Origin of the sequence: Paraburkholderia sp. JHI2823, assembly GCF_038900695.1 — a bacterium.
GTDB lineage: Bacteria > Pseudomonadota > Gammaproteobacteria > Burkholderiales > Burkholderiaceae > Paraburkholderia > Paraburkholderia mimosarum.
Genome location: NZ_JAYMRY010000022.1, coordinates 123,081 through 137,247 on the forward strand (window position 1 = coordinate 123,081; position 14,167 = coordinate 137,247).

Genomic DNA, 14,167 nt, shown 5'->3' on the forward strand with positions numbered 1-14,167 from the left:
GCGCCCTGACGGCTTGGCCTCGTTGATCCGCCAGCAAGCGCAAAGCGAGAGAATCGTTTTGAATCAGTCGAATCGCCTGAATCGCTCGATTGCGCGCTGGTGGCGGTGGGCAAAACGCCTCGGTGACTTTATACCTGAGCCGGGAAACCGCTTTGTATCCCAATGTGTCTCGTTCGGGCGCGGACACAAAGCGAATCAAAAAGCGTCTGCGCGATGCGAAGCGCAACAGGTTTGTATCGCCATGTATAGGCGCTGCGACGAGATACATACCCTTGCAAAACGCGGCGTTCATGAAACACGGCAGATACGTCCGGTGGTTGTAATGCATCAACGCCGGAACTTGCTGATGACCGGACGGATCAACCAAACCTTCTCTGGAGAACGCCATGAACGTATCGAAGCTCGCCCTCGCTTTCGCCGCCAGCGCCGCTTTTGTTGCAGCCGCGCCGGTTTTCGCAGCCATGCCCGCCCAGGCGAGCGCAGCGCAGGCCCCGGTTCAACAGACCCAAACCTGGACGCCTGCCAGCAACGCCGCAACCGCAAGAATCACGCGTGCACAGGTTCGTCAGGAACTGGTTCAGGCGCAGCACGACGGCCAGCTCGCCGCGATCCAGCAGCTGTATCGCGGCAGCTAATTCACGCCATCACGACATCCACCCTCAGGAGATAACCACCATGAATCAAGCAGAAAAAGTGCTGTACACCGGCAAGACTCACACCACCGGCGGCCGCGACGGCGCGGCGCGCAGCGACGACGGACGGCTCGACGTGAAGCTCTCGCCGCCCGGATCGAGTGCGCCGGGCACGAACCCGGAGCAGATGTTCGCGGCGGGCTGGTCGGCCTGCTTCATCGGCGCCATGGGCCGCGCGGCGAGCAAGATCGGCGCGAAGCTGCCCCGCGACGTGGCGGTGGACGCCGAAATCGACCTCATCAACAGCGACGACGCGTTCAAGCTGCGCGCGCGCCTGAATGTGCGCCTGCCCGGCATCGATCGCGAGACGGCGCAACGCATCGTCGAAGCCGCACATCAGCTGTGCCCGTATTCGAAGGCGACGCGCGGCAATATCGACGTCACGCTGGCAGTGATTGAAGCTTGAATGGCGGGCAGTAGAGAAAAAAGCGGGGATGGCTATTGGACGCCCCTATCGAGCCGATGATTGACTGGCTCGGTCCAACCGGTCATGCCCCGCGAATTGAACGCTCCGCTTGCGCCATCCGCAATCCTGGCAATCAAACACTGGATTCCTCTCGCTTCAACATTCGTCACGTGTACTTCCACATAGTCTGCGGTCAACCAGTCACGTCGACGGCGCACGTGGCTATCACACTGTGTGCTCGCACGCTCGCGCGATATCGAGGGTCTCGTGGTGGAATAATTCAGCAAGCGACTTGCGGTGCGTGACAATGAAAATTGCGGCATTCGGCAATCGTTCGGTCAGCAGATGATACAGATGCGCTTCGCTCTCGCTGTCGAGTGCACTCGTTGCTTCGTCGAGGAACACGTAGTCGGGCTTTTGTATCAGCACGCGCGCAGCAGCCAGCCGCTGTTGCTCGCCGGGAGAAAGAATGCGCCACCAGTTGGTGGACTCGTGCATTCGCTCGACGTAGTCCGCAAGCCGGCACAGATGCAGCGCCTCGCGGCATGCTGCGTCGCTGAAGCGGGTGTCCGGCGCCGGATACGTGAGCACACTCTTCAAGGTGCCAGCCGGCAGATAGCTCTGCTGCGGTATGAACATCGTGTGGGCGTTCACAGGTGCGTCGATCGAGCCGCTTCCGAACGGCCAGAGGCCAGCCAATGCGCGCAACAACGTGCTTTTCCCCGATCCGGATGGCCCGCGCACGAGCCAGCGCGATCCAGGTTTGACAGCAATGTCGCGCACGCTCGCGAGCGTCTCGCCGTTGGGCAGCGCAAGCGTGAGTTTGTGCGTGGTGAGCCGGCTCTCGTCGACGTAGTGCAAGTTGATGCCGCCATGCTCGGTAGCGGGCGACACGGATTCCTTCAGATGCGGTTGCTGCGCGACGCGCCTGAACTCGCACAGACGGTTGACCGTCGCGCGCCACTGCGCAAGCGTGTCGTAGTTGTTGATGAACCAGGAAAGCGATTCGCTGACCGAACCGAACGCATCGGCGATTTGCATCAATGTGCCGAAACTGAACACGCCCGCGAAATAACGAGGCGACGCCACCACGATCGGAAAGATGTCGGCAATCTGAGCGTAGAAGTTGAGCACAAAGCTGTAGCGCCGCGTGTACTTCATCACGCGCCACCAGTTGTCGCGGATACGGCCGAACAGATCCTGGGCGATGCGCTCCTCGGCCCGCATGCCGTCGTAGAAAGCGATCTGTTCGGCGTTTTCCCGCACACGGATCAGGCCGAACCGAAAATCCGCCTCGACGCGCTGCATCTGGTAGTTGATCGACACGAGCGGATGAGCGACCTTGTTCGTCAGAACCGAGCCGGCGATCGCATAGAAAATGGCTGCCCACAGCATGTAGCCAGGGATCTCGACGGGCGTGCCGCCCATCACGACTGCCAGCGCGCCCCCGGTGATCCATAGGACAGTCGAGAACCAGACAAGTGTCTCGAGCGTCGAGAGCAGGTCGAGTGTGAGCGAAAGTGTGGTGGTGGCGAGTGCCCCGAGATCGACGGCAATCCGCTGATCAGGATTGTCGGTGAGCCGGTCGCGCTCCATGCGGTAGAAGGTTTTGTCTGCCAGCCATTCCTCCAGATAGCGTGTGGTCAGCCACTGGCGCCACCGGAAACCGAGCATCTGGCGTAGATAGCGGTTGTAGACGGAAATCGCGACGAACGCGAACGCGAGCGCGCTGAAAACCAGCATCAGCTGCGGGAATTCGCGCACGTTCCTGCCTTCCAGCGCGTTATAGAAGTCGCGGTTCCACGTGTTCAATCGGGCGTCGATGCCGACCAGCAGCAGGTCGAGGACGATGATCGTGATCAGCAGGCCCCACGCGGTTCGGCGTTCCTCCGAGACCCAGTACGGCCTGATCAGGCTCCAGGCTGAGATACTGTCTGTTTCCCTGGGCGCAGCGCCAGAAGGTGGATTGCTCATGAGCGCCTCTTAACGCGCGATGAAAGCGGACCGGGTGCACGGGGTAATTGTCCGATTTATGCATGCACGGCGGTCTCGCTGCAGCGTTTGCGCGCGCGCTTTCGCGCCCGATCGGATGCATCCGGCGGACATGATGATTGTAGGGTGCGACCGTTCCGTCCGCCCATGCCCCTCGCGTTGCCGAACGCCGGGGTAGCGGCGACTATCTGAACTGGCCGAAGCGCCTGTCACCGAGCAGGGCCGCTATTCGCTATTGCGAGATCGACGGTCACACCAACCAGGGGCCAGGACGTTAGCTGTCAACCCGCATCACCAAGCCGGGTCTCCTGGGTTGGACTCTATGGTTCTTTCACCGCGCCGCGCCGCTTGCTGCTTTCCGGCTTGCTTCGCGCTTTCTCGCTTCGTGCCGCCGGCACCGCGTTAGCCGTGCGGCGCTTCCACGAGATTGCATGCCGCGCCACTGCGCCAGGCCTCCACGTTGCTCAGCGTAGTCTGCGCGATCTCGCTCATCGCCTCGCGCGTGAAAAACGCCTGGTGGGACGTGACGATCACGTTCGGAAACATCAAGAGTCGCGCGAGCACGTCGTCCTGCAATGGCGCATCCGAGTGGTCCTCGAAGAACAGGCCACCCTCTTCCTCGTAGACATCGAGGCCGAGATGGCCCAACTGGCCGCTCTTGAGCGCGTCAACGAGCGCGCGGCTTTCCACGAGCCCGCCGCGGCCGGTGTTGATGAGCATGGCGCCGCGCTTCATTTTCGCGAGCGCCTCGCGATTGATCAAATGACGGGTCGCGGGCAGGAGCGGGCAATGAAGACTGACCACGTCTGATTGCGCAAGCAGGGTATCGAGCGGGACGTAACGCGCGCCGAGCGCAAGCAGGTCGGCGGCCGGCGTGCCCGGATCGTGCGCGAGCACCTGCATGCCGAATCCCGCCATGATGCGGGCGAAACAGCGGCCTATGATGCCCGTGCCGATCACGCCGACGGTCTTGCCATACAGGTCGAAACCCAGCAGCCCGGTCAGCGAGAAGTCGCCTTCGCGCGTACGCGAGACGGCGCGCGGCAACTTGCGGTTCAGCGCGAGGATCAGCCCGACGGCATGCTCGGCCACGGCATGCGGCGAATAGGCGGGCACTCGCACTATCGTCATGCCAAGGCGTTGCGCCGCCGCAAGATCGACATGATTGAAGCCCGCCGAACGCAGTGCGACGAGGCGCGTGCCGCCCTTGTGGAGGCGCTCGAGCGTGGCGGCATCGACCGTATCGTTCACGAACGGGCACACCACGTCGTAGCCGTCGGCGAGGACGGCGGTATCGGCATCGAGATGCGATTCCTGGAAGTGCAGTTCGTACTGGAACGCTGCGTTGGCTTCGGTGAATGTGTCGATGTCGTACTGGCGGGCGCTGAACAGGATCATGCGAGGGCGAGCGGAAGTGGGGATCTGGGTTTCCGGCATGTTGACCTCATGCTGGCTGGATGAGAGGCGCGGTCGTGAGCGGACCGTAGCTGCGAGGACCCGAGAGTCCTGCACAGAAGAATTCTCATGGTACCTGCACGCACGCGCTTTTTCGCCAGCACGGTTGTCGGGCGCACGGCCAGACGCAGTGCGATACAAGATCGCGCCTTGCATTCTGGCCCGAGATCCTTATAATGCTAAGGGTTATCCCTTAGGTAACTACCCCTAGTTGAGAGGAAATCATGGGTGCAATCGTCGAAAATGTGGCTCGAATCCTGGCTGGACTGCGTCGTCTCAGCGTCGAGGCGCTGAACCGGCACCTCGAATACTGCGAACTGCTCGCAGAAGCCCAGCGCCGCTGGTACTGATCCGCGCCTGAAAGCAGCAAGCGTCCCAGGCGGCCCGAGCCGGAGGACGAGTCGCAGTGTCCTGTGCCACGCGACGCTCAGCCAGATCTGGCTACCGACGTTCGCGCCCCACGCTCACGCGCGCACAGGAACCTTGCGGATGCAACGGTTCGACGCCGCCTACGTTGCTCATTGAGGCGTTCCGGTCGCCGTATTCGCCGTTATCCTCCGGGTACTGAATCAGGAGTCCGATGTTGTTGTCGAGGCTCTCCACCCTCCCCGCGTAGATTTCCATCTAGCGCGCCTGCGCCTTGCGCCCGTTTGCGCAAAGCGACGTTCGGCGTGAGGTTCTACCCCCTTCGCGGTCGGTTCGCGCTTTGCGCGGAAAGCGCCTAATCTTGACGTATCGGCTGTTGCCCCATCTGCGAATCGCAGCGCGCGCCAGCGTGCGCGGCCTACCGGACGTCGAGGACTCACGATGCGCGCTCATCGCCCCTCGCATGCCGCGGCGCACGAAGCGCCGCACTTTCATCCGCACCATCCGCTCGCGGCGCGGCTTGCCCGCGTTGTGTTGTGCGTCGCCCTGCTCCTCGCGTGGGCCGCACTGGCGGCAACTGCCGCGTTCGCGGCGGCAGGGCCGCCTGTCGTCGTCATGACCGTGAACGGCGCGATCGGGCCCGCGAGCGCCGATTTCATCGTCCGCTCGCTGGAGCACGCCGCGAACAAGCGAGCGCCACTCGCGATCCTCGAACTCGACACGCCTGGCGGCCTCGACACGTCGATGCGGCAGATCATCAAGGCGATTCTCGCCTCGCCCGTCCCGGTGGCGGCGTTCGTCGCCCCGGGCGGCGCGCGCGCCGCGAGCGCGGGCACCTATATCGTCTACGCAAGCCATTTCGCGGCCATGGCGCCCGGCACCAATCTCGGCGCGGCGTCGCCGGTCCAGCTCGGCGTGGGCGGTGCCGGCGGCCCGGCCGGTGGTCCGGGTGGCCCAGTCAGCGGCCCGGAGGCGGCCTCGGGCGCATCGTCTCCGCATGCCGACGACAACGCCACAACGGAAGCCCGCAAGGTCATGCACGACTCCGCCGCCTACATTCGCGGCCTCGCGCAATTGCGCGGGCGCAACGTCGCGTGGGGGGAGCGCGCGGTGCGCGAGGCGGTGAGCCTTTCGGACGAAGAAGCGCGCGACGCCCACGTGATCGACCTCATCGCTCGGGACCCGGCCGACCTCGCGCGCCAGCTCGACGGCCGCACCGTCACGACCACGGCGGGCACGCTGCGGCTCGCCACCGCGCACGCGCCGCTCGAAGTCGTCGCACCCGACTGGCGCAACCGCTTCCTCTCGATCATCGCCGATCCCAACGTCGCGCTGATCCTGCTGACGCTCGGCATTTACGGGCTCTTCTTCGAGTTCGCGAACCCCGGCTTCGTGCTGCCCGGCGTGGCCGGCGCGACCTGCTTGCTGGTCGGCCTGTTCGCCATGCAGCTGCTGCCCGTGAACTACGCGGGCCTCGGGCTCGTGCTGCTCGGTCTCGCGTGCCTGATCGCAGAGGCGTTTCTGCCGACGTTCGGCGTGCTCGGCTTCGGCGGCATCGTGGCCTTCGCGATTGGCGCGCTCATGCTGATCGACACCAGCGTGCCCGGCTACGGCATCCCGATACCGCTCATCGCGGGCCTCGCGCTGGGCGGTGCGGCCTTTGTGGCCACGGTATCCAGCGTCGCGCTGCGGGCGCGGCGGCGGCCCGTGGTGACCGGCGCGGAGGCCATGGTGGGCAGCATTGGCGAAGTCATCGACGAGGGCCTGCACCCCGATCCGCGGCCCGGCCACGCGGCGCTTTCCACGGGCTGGGCGCGCGTGCACGGCGAGCGCTGGCGCGTCGCCTGCGACGCGCCGCTCGGCGCCGGCAGCCGCGTGCGCGTCACCGCGCGCAGCGGTCTCACGCTCACCGTCACGCCGCTTCACGACACGACATACAACAAGGGAGAACGTTCATGATCGGCTACACGTTCGGCTTCACAGGTCTTCTGATCGCGCTGGCGGTGCTGGTCGCTTTCTCGTCCATTCGCATCTTCAAGGAGTACGAGCGCGGCGTCGTGTTCATGCTCGGACGCTTCTGGAAGGTCAAGGGACCGGGCCTCGTGCTCATCATCCCCGCCGTGCAGGTGGCGGTGCGCATCGACTTGCGCACCGTGGTGTTCGACGTGCCTTCGCAGGATGTCATCACGCGCGACAACGTGTCGGTGAAGGTCAACGCCGTGGTCTATTTTCGCGTGGTGGACCCCGAAAAGGCCGTGATTCAGGTGGCACGCTACATGGATGCGACGAGCCAGCTCGCGCAAACCACGCTGCGCGCCGTGCTCGGCAAGCACGAGCTGGACGCCCTGCTCGCCGAGCGCGAGCAACTGAACGCCGACATCCAGAAGGTACTGGATGCGCAAACCGACGCATGGGGCATCAAGGTGTCGAACGTGGAGATCAAGCACGTCGACCTCAACGAAACGATGATCCGCGCGATCGCCCGCCAGGCCGAAGCCGAACGCGAGCGCCGCGCGAAGGTGATTCACGCCGAAGGCGAATTGCAGGCGTCCGAAAAATTGCTGCAGGCCGCGCAGTGCCTCGCGCGGCAGCCGCAGGCCATGCAGCTGCGTTATCTGCAGACGCTCACCACGATCGCCGCCGACAAGAACTCGACCATTGTCTTCCCGCTGCCGATCGAGCTGCTCAACGCGCTCACCGAGCGCGCTGGCATGCCACGCGAGCCTTGAGCGGCCAACGCGCGCTGCGTCCCTCGAGCGCCTTCGACAGCGCACTTGAATATTGCGCTGCAGCGTAACCTGGCGGCCGCCGATCCCGTCAGCGATACCGCCGCCCGGCACCCAACGGCCGTAGGTGGGCCGCATCGGAATCAGCGCCGCCTGCTTAAAAAGATCGCCGAAGCCATACATCTCAAGATGACTTCGGAAGTTGATACCGTCAGCGATACCGGCATGTCAGGCTGCCTGACTGAGCCGGCCGGCAGCTGGTCGGCCATAACCGACGCTCGGCGATGGGTGGCTGTGCGTCGGCTGCAGGTTGGTTTGCTGCCGTCCGCGAACCAGCGTCGGCGAATGGCTTTCTCGCTGTCAATGAGGGGGTCTTCCCGACCCAGAGCGGTCGGCCGCCCGCGATGCGACAAATGACCGCTTTATGGGCCGCTACGGTCTTCTGCACGAAGCGGATGGGGGGCTTGGCTTCCCGGCGATGTTGGCCACAGTCAGGGCCAGGAAGAGACGGCCATCGCCATGCCACGCGCGCAAGTCATCGAAGATGCGCCGCACTACCGCCTTTGCCACCCCTTGGTGCAGCCGCCGGCGTGCGCACGAACACCCGCAGCAGTTCATCCGTGTCGCCTGGCCGCGCGCCCGACCAGAACAGGCGCCATTCGCCCGCCGGTGCACGCGCATTGTCGCGGCGGCTTTCTACGATCAGCCACGTGCACTCGGTGTTGCGCGTATCCGCGCTCGGCCGATGCTCGATGCCGGTATAGTAGTAGAGCATTGGCGCTTCGGATTCACCGAGTCCCGCACTGGCCATGCAGTCGCCGTCCTTCCATGCGATATTCATCTTCGCGCCCAACTCTTCGAACACCGAGCGATAGCTTTTCGCATAATCGAGCCACGGCAGCAGCAATGTGCTCACCAGTCCCCACGCGAGTATCACGCCCGCGCACCAGCTCAGCGCGCCGCGCCATTTGACGGTACGCCTGAGGAGCGGCAGCAGGCATAGCCAGCCGAACGTCATCAGCAGCGCGGCGGCGATCGGCACCGGTTTGACCGGCAGCACCCAGTCGAGCGGCAGCCATCGGCCGAGCAGATGCAGTTGGGCATGAGAGTTCGTCGGACTGCTCATGATCGACCAGATGCTCCAGCTGAGCGCCGCCGCGCTACCGAACAATACGCGGCTCGCCATATCCCAGCTCGCATGCAGACGGCGCGGCAGCGCATCGACGCCTTGCATCGCCAGCAACGCGAGCGGCGCAATGAACGGCAGGATATACAACTCGCGCACCGTCGCCGAGCTTTGCAGCACGGCGAAGCCGATGCCCGCGAAGATCGCCGGCAATGCCACTTCCGGAGCGCGCCAGCGCCGCCATGCGCCGCGGGCGAGCGCGGCCAGCGCGAGCGGCACCACCGGAAAGCCGACACTCAGAATGGTGCGCAAAACGAACAGGCGGCTTTCGTTCCTGGAGCCCAGTTCGGCCACCGAGAAACCCAGAAAGCGCCCGACGTTGTTGTCCCACAGCCAGACTTTGAATAGCGTTTCCGAGCGTAGATAGAAGCAGATCGGCCAGATCAGTATGAACGGCGCGCAAACCAGCAGCGCAATGCCGAGCGCGCCCGCAAACCTGCGGCTGCGGCAACCGGGATACAGCGCGAGCAGCGCGAGGGTGGTTGCGCCGAAAACGAGAGGCACGAACAGGCCTTTGGCGAGCAGCGATACGCCGACACCCGCGCCGAACATTGCTGCGGCGCTGATGATCGCGTGGCGCCGGCCATCAGAGTCGGGCGGCGGCTCTGCTTGAGCGGCATCAGCGCCATCGCCTGTATGGACCAACACCAACTCGAACAAACCACAGAAGCCGACCGCGGCGCCCGCCATCAAGGCGACGTCGGTCATCAGGTCGTGTACGTGTTTGACGACGATGGGCGTGCCGGCGAACAACGCAAGCGTGCCGATCACGCGCAGGTCGAACCAGCTCGACGCTGCCACCGCGCGCCGTACGATCCGTGCCGTGCAGAAGAGGGTCAAGCTGCCGAACAGCACGCTCGCGAGACGCGCCGCGTCGTGCAGCGGCAGATAGCGGCCGAACATCCACGCGAGGCCGGTGGCAACCCAGTCGTAAATCGGCGGCTTCTCGACGAATGGTTGACCGGCGTTGGTGGGTACGATCAGATCGCCGGTGTCGAGCATGTGCTGGATGATGCCGAACGTATAGGTCTCGTCCTGCTTCCATGGCTGGTGGCCGAGCGTGCCAGGCAGCAGCCACGCGCTCAGTATCGCGACGGCGGCGAGCCACAGCAGCCAGCGGACGGCGGCAAGCGCGAGCGGGCGGCGGATGGCGGGCACGGCGCGATCGCCTGCGTCGTCGATGTGGCCTGCGGGCGGGCTCGCCGCGAAGGGCTTCGCGGCGACGTTTTCACTGCCGGGCAAGTCCGTGCGGTGCACTGGCATGCGCGCGGTTGTTTTGTCTTGCGTCAAGGAAGTCTCTGCTCGCCCTTTGTGGGTGGGCTGATGTTCAGGCACTACGTCGCCCGCGATTGCACGTCACAGGGCTGCGATTGTAGTCCCCGCTTATTACGGACGATTACAGAGGAGCGGATGGGGCGGCGGAATCAGTGCGCAAGTGCCCTTTTCGGCTGATCGACGGGAACGCTAGCGCCCGACGGTCGAGCGCGACGATCGCCTCACGTGCGCGCGTCATGCAAAGGCATACCCGCCACCCACATAGCACGGTGGATCGAGCGCTTCTGAGAGGCACTTCCTGAAGTCAAGCGGCCATCGGCGTCTCGCCAGCGGCGCGCCTGTCCGGGTCATAGCATGCTGTCGAAGTCCCTTAACTGTCGCTCGGCCTCGTCGCGCGCGATTCCGTAACGCTCCTGAATCCTGCCAACGAGATACTCGCTGTCGCCTTCGGCCACCGCAAGATCGTCATCGGTCAGCTTGCCCCACTTGGCCTTCAACTTGCCGGACAGCTGTTTCCACTGGCCCTTAATCCTGTCTTCATTCATCGTGTGCTCCAGGAGCGACGTGATAACGACGGCATGGCAGCAAGTGGCGTGCCCCCTGTTGCCGTCTCTGCTCATCCTGGCTACGCGAACCGTCCGGTGCGGGGGGCTGGCGCGCAACGCGCTCACGGCCTGATTGGAAAAACGGTGCGGCGACTAAAGCACGTGATTTCACCTTCAACATTCCGGAAAGCGTCGAGGTGCCGTCCTCGAAACTCTCACTGACCAGCACAAGACACGACCGGATATTTTGCACAGCCATGTCCGCTGTCCGGTCCAGGGGAAAGCTGCTTTGCTAACATGCCGTTGACATCACTGCACCGCATTTGACGGTGCGGCTGGTAGGACTGCGAATACGCGTGGAATTCGTCGGCACCCGGAAACTACGGTGTCATCGTGCCGACTGGTTGAAGTCACAACGAGGGTGCTCAACGCGCTGCCGCTGGTCAGACCGTTTCCATCGACTCCGCTGGAGGGTCGCCGCGCGTATTGAGGCGCTCGTATTCTGCGATCAGTTGCGCGCCAAACAACATCAGCGTCGCGAGCGCTTCGAGGCCGAACAGCACAACAATCGCCGTCGTCAACGACCCATAGACGACGTTCACCTGCGAAAGCTTCGCGAAGTACCAAACCAGCACGCGTCTTGTGATTTCCCACAGAACGGTGGCCGCGACCGCGCCGACGACCGCATGCCGCAGTGTCGTGCGCCCCCTCGGGATCACAAAATAGATTGCCGTCAGCACGAATATCTCGCCCGCAAGGCCACACAGATAGAGCACGACGCGGGTCACGCCTGTCAGTAACACCCCATGGCCGAACAGATCGATGCTACCGGTTGCGACAGCCCGCAGGCCGCTGGAGACGAGCGTCACAAGCAGCACACCGATACCTAGTGACAGACTGAATAGATAGGGCAGGATTGCCGACAGCAGGAAGTGCCTTCGCCGGACCTCAACGCGATGCACGAAGATGATTGACAGGGCATTCTCCAGAACCGAGAACGCAAGCGAACTGAAAAAGATCATCGTGATGACGAGGTACCAGCCGACCACGGAGCGATGCTCGAAAAAAGTCGCGAGTTCGCGAACGAGTGCTTTTGACTGCCCCGGTATCAGCCATTCGAGCAGACGCCCGAGCGTGTCGAACAGCAACTGCTCACCGATGAAGTGACCGAACGCGATTACAACGAGAATGAGGAGCGGCACGATTGACAGCAACGCGTAATAGGCGATCGCGCCCGCGAGCAGCAGCCCCTGGTTTTTGCGGAACGCGGTGCAGACCTGGAACAGGAATCGCGCTGGATGCGCCGCAACAAAGCGCAACGCGCGCTTGCCTGTCTCGTCGGTTGGATTCATATCACGCTCCGCTCGTTCATTGCACTCGCGCCGCCCTCATCGTACGCGTTGAACGCGGCGCGCGCAGTTCACCTCCGTGCAAGCCGCGGCACCGTCACTCCAGGTACCAAGCCATTGCAGCCGCGCGCATCAGCACCGCACGCCCGTTCGCCGACAGCGCGTCGCGCGTGAACTACCCAGGCGTGTGTCGCTCGTCGGGCTGTGAATGACCCCTTTTCGGCCTCTCAGTTACCGCCGTCGCCTATCTTTTTCTCGGCCTTCTTTCTAAAGTAACTGATGATCGGCAAACGCGAAGCAGCCGTAGACCAGGGGCTTTGCAATAGCAATGGACCGTCTGCGCATGTGTGCCTTGAACCGCGCTCACGGTAGCAATGACGTCGTCACCAACCTCGCCGGTCCGAGTTCGCGCCGTTGACAAACATCAGGGAGGTGGGAGGCATGCAGATTGGTGTCCAGAACTTTGCAAGCCGCTCGCGGCCAGTGTTCGAGAGTACAGACGAAGAGCGAGTGCACGTGTTGCAGCGGCTAGCTGCAACCTGCCGCATCTTCGGACGGCGTGGCTACTCGGAGGGCCTGCTCGGCCACATCACCGTGCGCGATCCCGAAGTGCCGGAGCGTTATTGGGTCAACCCAGTCGGCATCCCCTTGCACCAGGTCCGCGTCTCGCACCTGGTGCAGGTTAATCACGAAGGTCAGATCGTACAGGGCGACGGGATGGTGAACCCAGTCGGACTGCTGCTGCACACGGCCGTCCATCAGGCGCGACCCGACGTATCGGCGATGTGCCACGCGCACGCTCTGCATGCGTCGACGTGGGCCGCATTCGAACGGCTGCTCGATCCGATCACACAGGACGCGTGCGTATTCTTCGAACAGCAGGCATTAATCCTCGAACCCCGTGTCGTGCGCGACCGAACTGCGGCGGCACGCTTTGCCAAAGGTTTCGGCGACAAACTGGTGGCGATCCACGCGGGCCACGGCATTTTTACAACCGGACAGACCGTAGATGAGGCGGCATGGTGGTTCGTGTTGATGAACCGTTGCTGCGAAGCGCAACTGATTGCGCAAGCTTGCGGGGAGCCGTCATTGTGGGCCCCCGATGACGCGAGATGGCTGGCTTCGGTGCTTGGTTCACCGCAGTTCGGTTGGCTGTCGTTTCAAACACTGTGGGACGACATCATCCTGAGTGACCCGGACCTGGTTCAGTAACCTCGGCGGCGGACAAATCGGGAAGCCGAGTGCTACGAAACCCAGGCCGCTCGCGCGTGGTCTTCTAGCGGCGTGCGTCTCTTCAGTCTGCCGAATCCGCGGGCGAACGGCTGGTCACGGCTTCGCAAGCAGTCGTCGCACCGAACATTATCACCGCCCGTTTCTGGCCGACTTTACACATTCACGGCAATAGCCCGAAAACTGCCTTCGACGATATCAACGTCCGGTCTCTGGAGACTGGTCGATTGGTGCTCTCGGCCAGGAACGGCCGATCGCCGGTATTGTTCGTCGGTCATCCAGATGACGGTTCCACAGCGGTCAACGGTCATTCGATGCCTGGACGCGCAGCTGCCTGCATGTGGAGCTTCCCCGAACGCGCTACCCGGTCCGGCGCCGGATTTTCGCCAACCGGCGCCGGACTGCCGGTCGACGCGCGTCAGGCCAGCAGCTTGCGCTCCGTCTTGCCGTACTTGATCGACTTCTCGTCCGGGATCATCAGACCGGTGTGCTCGTCGCGGCCCTGCAGGAGGAAGCGCGCGTTCGGGTTGCCAATCTGCCCGGCCGCCAGCTTGCTGTCCGCACCGATCTCGCCCTTCTTCATCCGGTTGACGATCACGCCGACCGCGGTGTCCTTGAAGTCGCGCAGCATCCACGCGTCGCCGTCGCTGTCGCCGAACACGAGCAGCGGGCCGTAGCCTTTCTTCGACTCCAGCACGCCGCGAATGCCGACGGTCTTGCCCGGACCATAGTTGAAGTGCCAGCCGGCCTTGTATCGGCTGGCGTACTTGCCATCCTGCATCTCCAGGCGCATGCCGATCACGTTCTCCGGCGGCACGCCATAGCCGTAGTTCGGATTGCCGGCGAACACGCGCACAACGTCGTCGAGCGACGCGGTGCTGACGTACACGTCGATGCCGTTCGCGCGCAGCGTGTGCATCACCGCGCGTATCTCTTCGTGAATGC

At 63.6% G+C, this 14,167-nt stretch carries 13 protein-coding genes; 6 read left to right on the top strand and 7 right to left on the bottom strand.

What is annotated here, in order from left to right; translation table 11 throughout:
- The first annotated feature begins 386 nt into the window (after window positions 1-386).
- Both VSR34_RS22860 and VSR34_RS22865 read left to right on the top strand, forming a co-directional pair.
- Window positions 387-635, top strand: coding sequence for a DUF4148 domain-containing protein (locus VSR34_RS22860; RefSeq protein ID WP_028230955.1), 249 nt, complete (start codon window positions 387-389; stop codon window positions 633-635).
- 40 nt (window positions 636-675) lie between these two features.
- Entirely contained in the window at window positions 676-1,098 is a 423-nt protein-coding gene (locus VSR34_RS22865) for an organic hydroperoxide resistance protein (RefSeq protein WP_342963632.1), read from the top strand.
- A 225-nt stretch (window positions 1,099-1,323) separates the two neighbouring features.
- Here the strand turns inward: VSR34_RS22865 and VSR34_RS22870 are convergent, their stop codons facing one another.
- Window positions 1,324-3,072: an ABC transporter ATP-binding protein/permease gene (locus tag VSR34_RS22870; RefSeq protein ID WP_342963633.1), complete on the bottom strand. Its 1,749-nt coding sequence runs from the start codon at window positions 3,070-3,072 to the stop codon at window positions 1,324-1,326.
- Between the two features lie 420 nt (window positions 3,073-3,492).
- Window positions 3,493-4,527 carry a 2-hydroxyacid dehydrogenase gene (locus tag VSR34_RS22875; protein ID WP_051391169.1) on the bottom strand — a complete coding sequence of 345 codons (1,035 nt, stop codon included), beginning with the start codon at window positions 4,525-4,527 and terminating at the stop codon, window positions 3,493-3,495.
- A 242-nt stretch (window positions 4,528-4,769) separates the two neighbouring features.
- On the opposite strand from VSR34_RS22875, the gene VSR34_RS22880 reads away from it, so the two are divergent.
- Window positions 4,770-4,895, top strand: coding sequence for a hypothetical protein (locus VSR34_RS22880; protein WP_255217806.1), 126 nt, complete (start codon window positions 4,770-4,772; stop codon window positions 4,893-4,895).
- Between the two features lie 91 nt (window positions 4,896-4,986).
- Here the strand turns inward: VSR34_RS22880 and VSR34_RS22885 are convergent, their stop codons facing one another.
- The gene (locus VSR34_RS22885) at window positions 4,987-5,169 is read right to left on the bottom strand and encodes a hypothetical protein (protein ID WP_342963643.1); all 183 of its coding nucleotides are present in this window, start codon (window positions 5,167-5,169) and stop codon (window positions 4,987-4,989) included.
- A gap of 183 nt (window positions 5,170-5,352) precedes the next feature.
- Between VSR34_RS22885 and VSR34_RS22890 the strand changes: the two genes are divergently transcribed.
- Window positions 5,353-6,870, top strand: a complete 1,518-nt coding sequence (locus VSR34_RS22890; protein ID WP_342963634.1) for a nodulation protein NfeD — start codon at window positions 5,353-5,355, stop codon at window positions 6,868-6,870.
- Window positions 6,867-7,640 carry a slipin family protein gene (locus tag VSR34_RS22895; RefSeq protein ID WP_342963635.1) on the top strand — a complete coding sequence of 258 codons (774 nt, stop codon included), beginning with the start codon at window positions 6,867-6,869 and terminating at the stop codon, window positions 7,638-7,640. Before VSR34_RS22890 ends, VSR34_RS22895 begins: the two co-directional genes overlap by 4 nt.
- A gap of 532 nt (window positions 7,641-8,172) precedes the next feature.
- Here the strand turns inward: VSR34_RS22895 and VSR34_RS22900 are convergent.
- From VSR34_RS22900 to VSR34_RS22910, 3 genes are all read right to left on the bottom strand, one after another.
- Window positions 8,173-10,086 (bottom strand): glycosyl transferase, encoded by a 1,914-nt coding sequence (locus VSR34_RS22900; RefSeq protein WP_342963636.1) that lies wholly within the window; start codon window positions 10,084-10,086, stop codon window positions 8,173-8,175.
- Between the two features lie 359 nt (window positions 10,087-10,445).
- On the bottom strand, window positions 10,446-10,643 hold the full coding sequence (locus VSR34_RS22905; RefSeq protein ID WP_342963637.1) for a CsbD family protein: 198 nt from the start codon (window positions 10,641-10,643) through the stop codon (window positions 10,446-10,448).
- A gap of 443 nt (window positions 10,644-11,086) precedes the next feature.
- Window positions 11,087-11,995, bottom strand: coding sequence for a YihY/virulence factor BrkB family protein (locus VSR34_RS22910; protein ID WP_028231071.1), 909 nt, complete (start codon window positions 11,993-11,995; stop codon window positions 11,087-11,089).
- A gap of 438 nt (window positions 11,996-12,433) precedes the next feature.
- Between VSR34_RS22910 and VSR34_RS22915 the strand changes: the two genes are divergently transcribed.
- The gene (locus tag VSR34_RS22915; protein WP_342963638.1) at window positions 12,434-13,204 is read left to right on the top strand and encodes a class II aldolase/adducin family protein; all 771 of its coding nucleotides are present in this window, start codon (window positions 12,434-12,436) and stop codon (window positions 13,202-13,204) included.
- A 436-nt stretch (window positions 13,205-13,640) separates the two neighbouring features.
- Here the strand turns inward: VSR34_RS22915 and VSR34_RS22920 are convergent.
- On the bottom strand, window positions 13,641-14,167 hold a 527-nt coding region (locus VSR34_RS22920), incomplete at its 5' end, for a haloacid dehalogenase-like hydrolase (protein ID WP_342963639.1).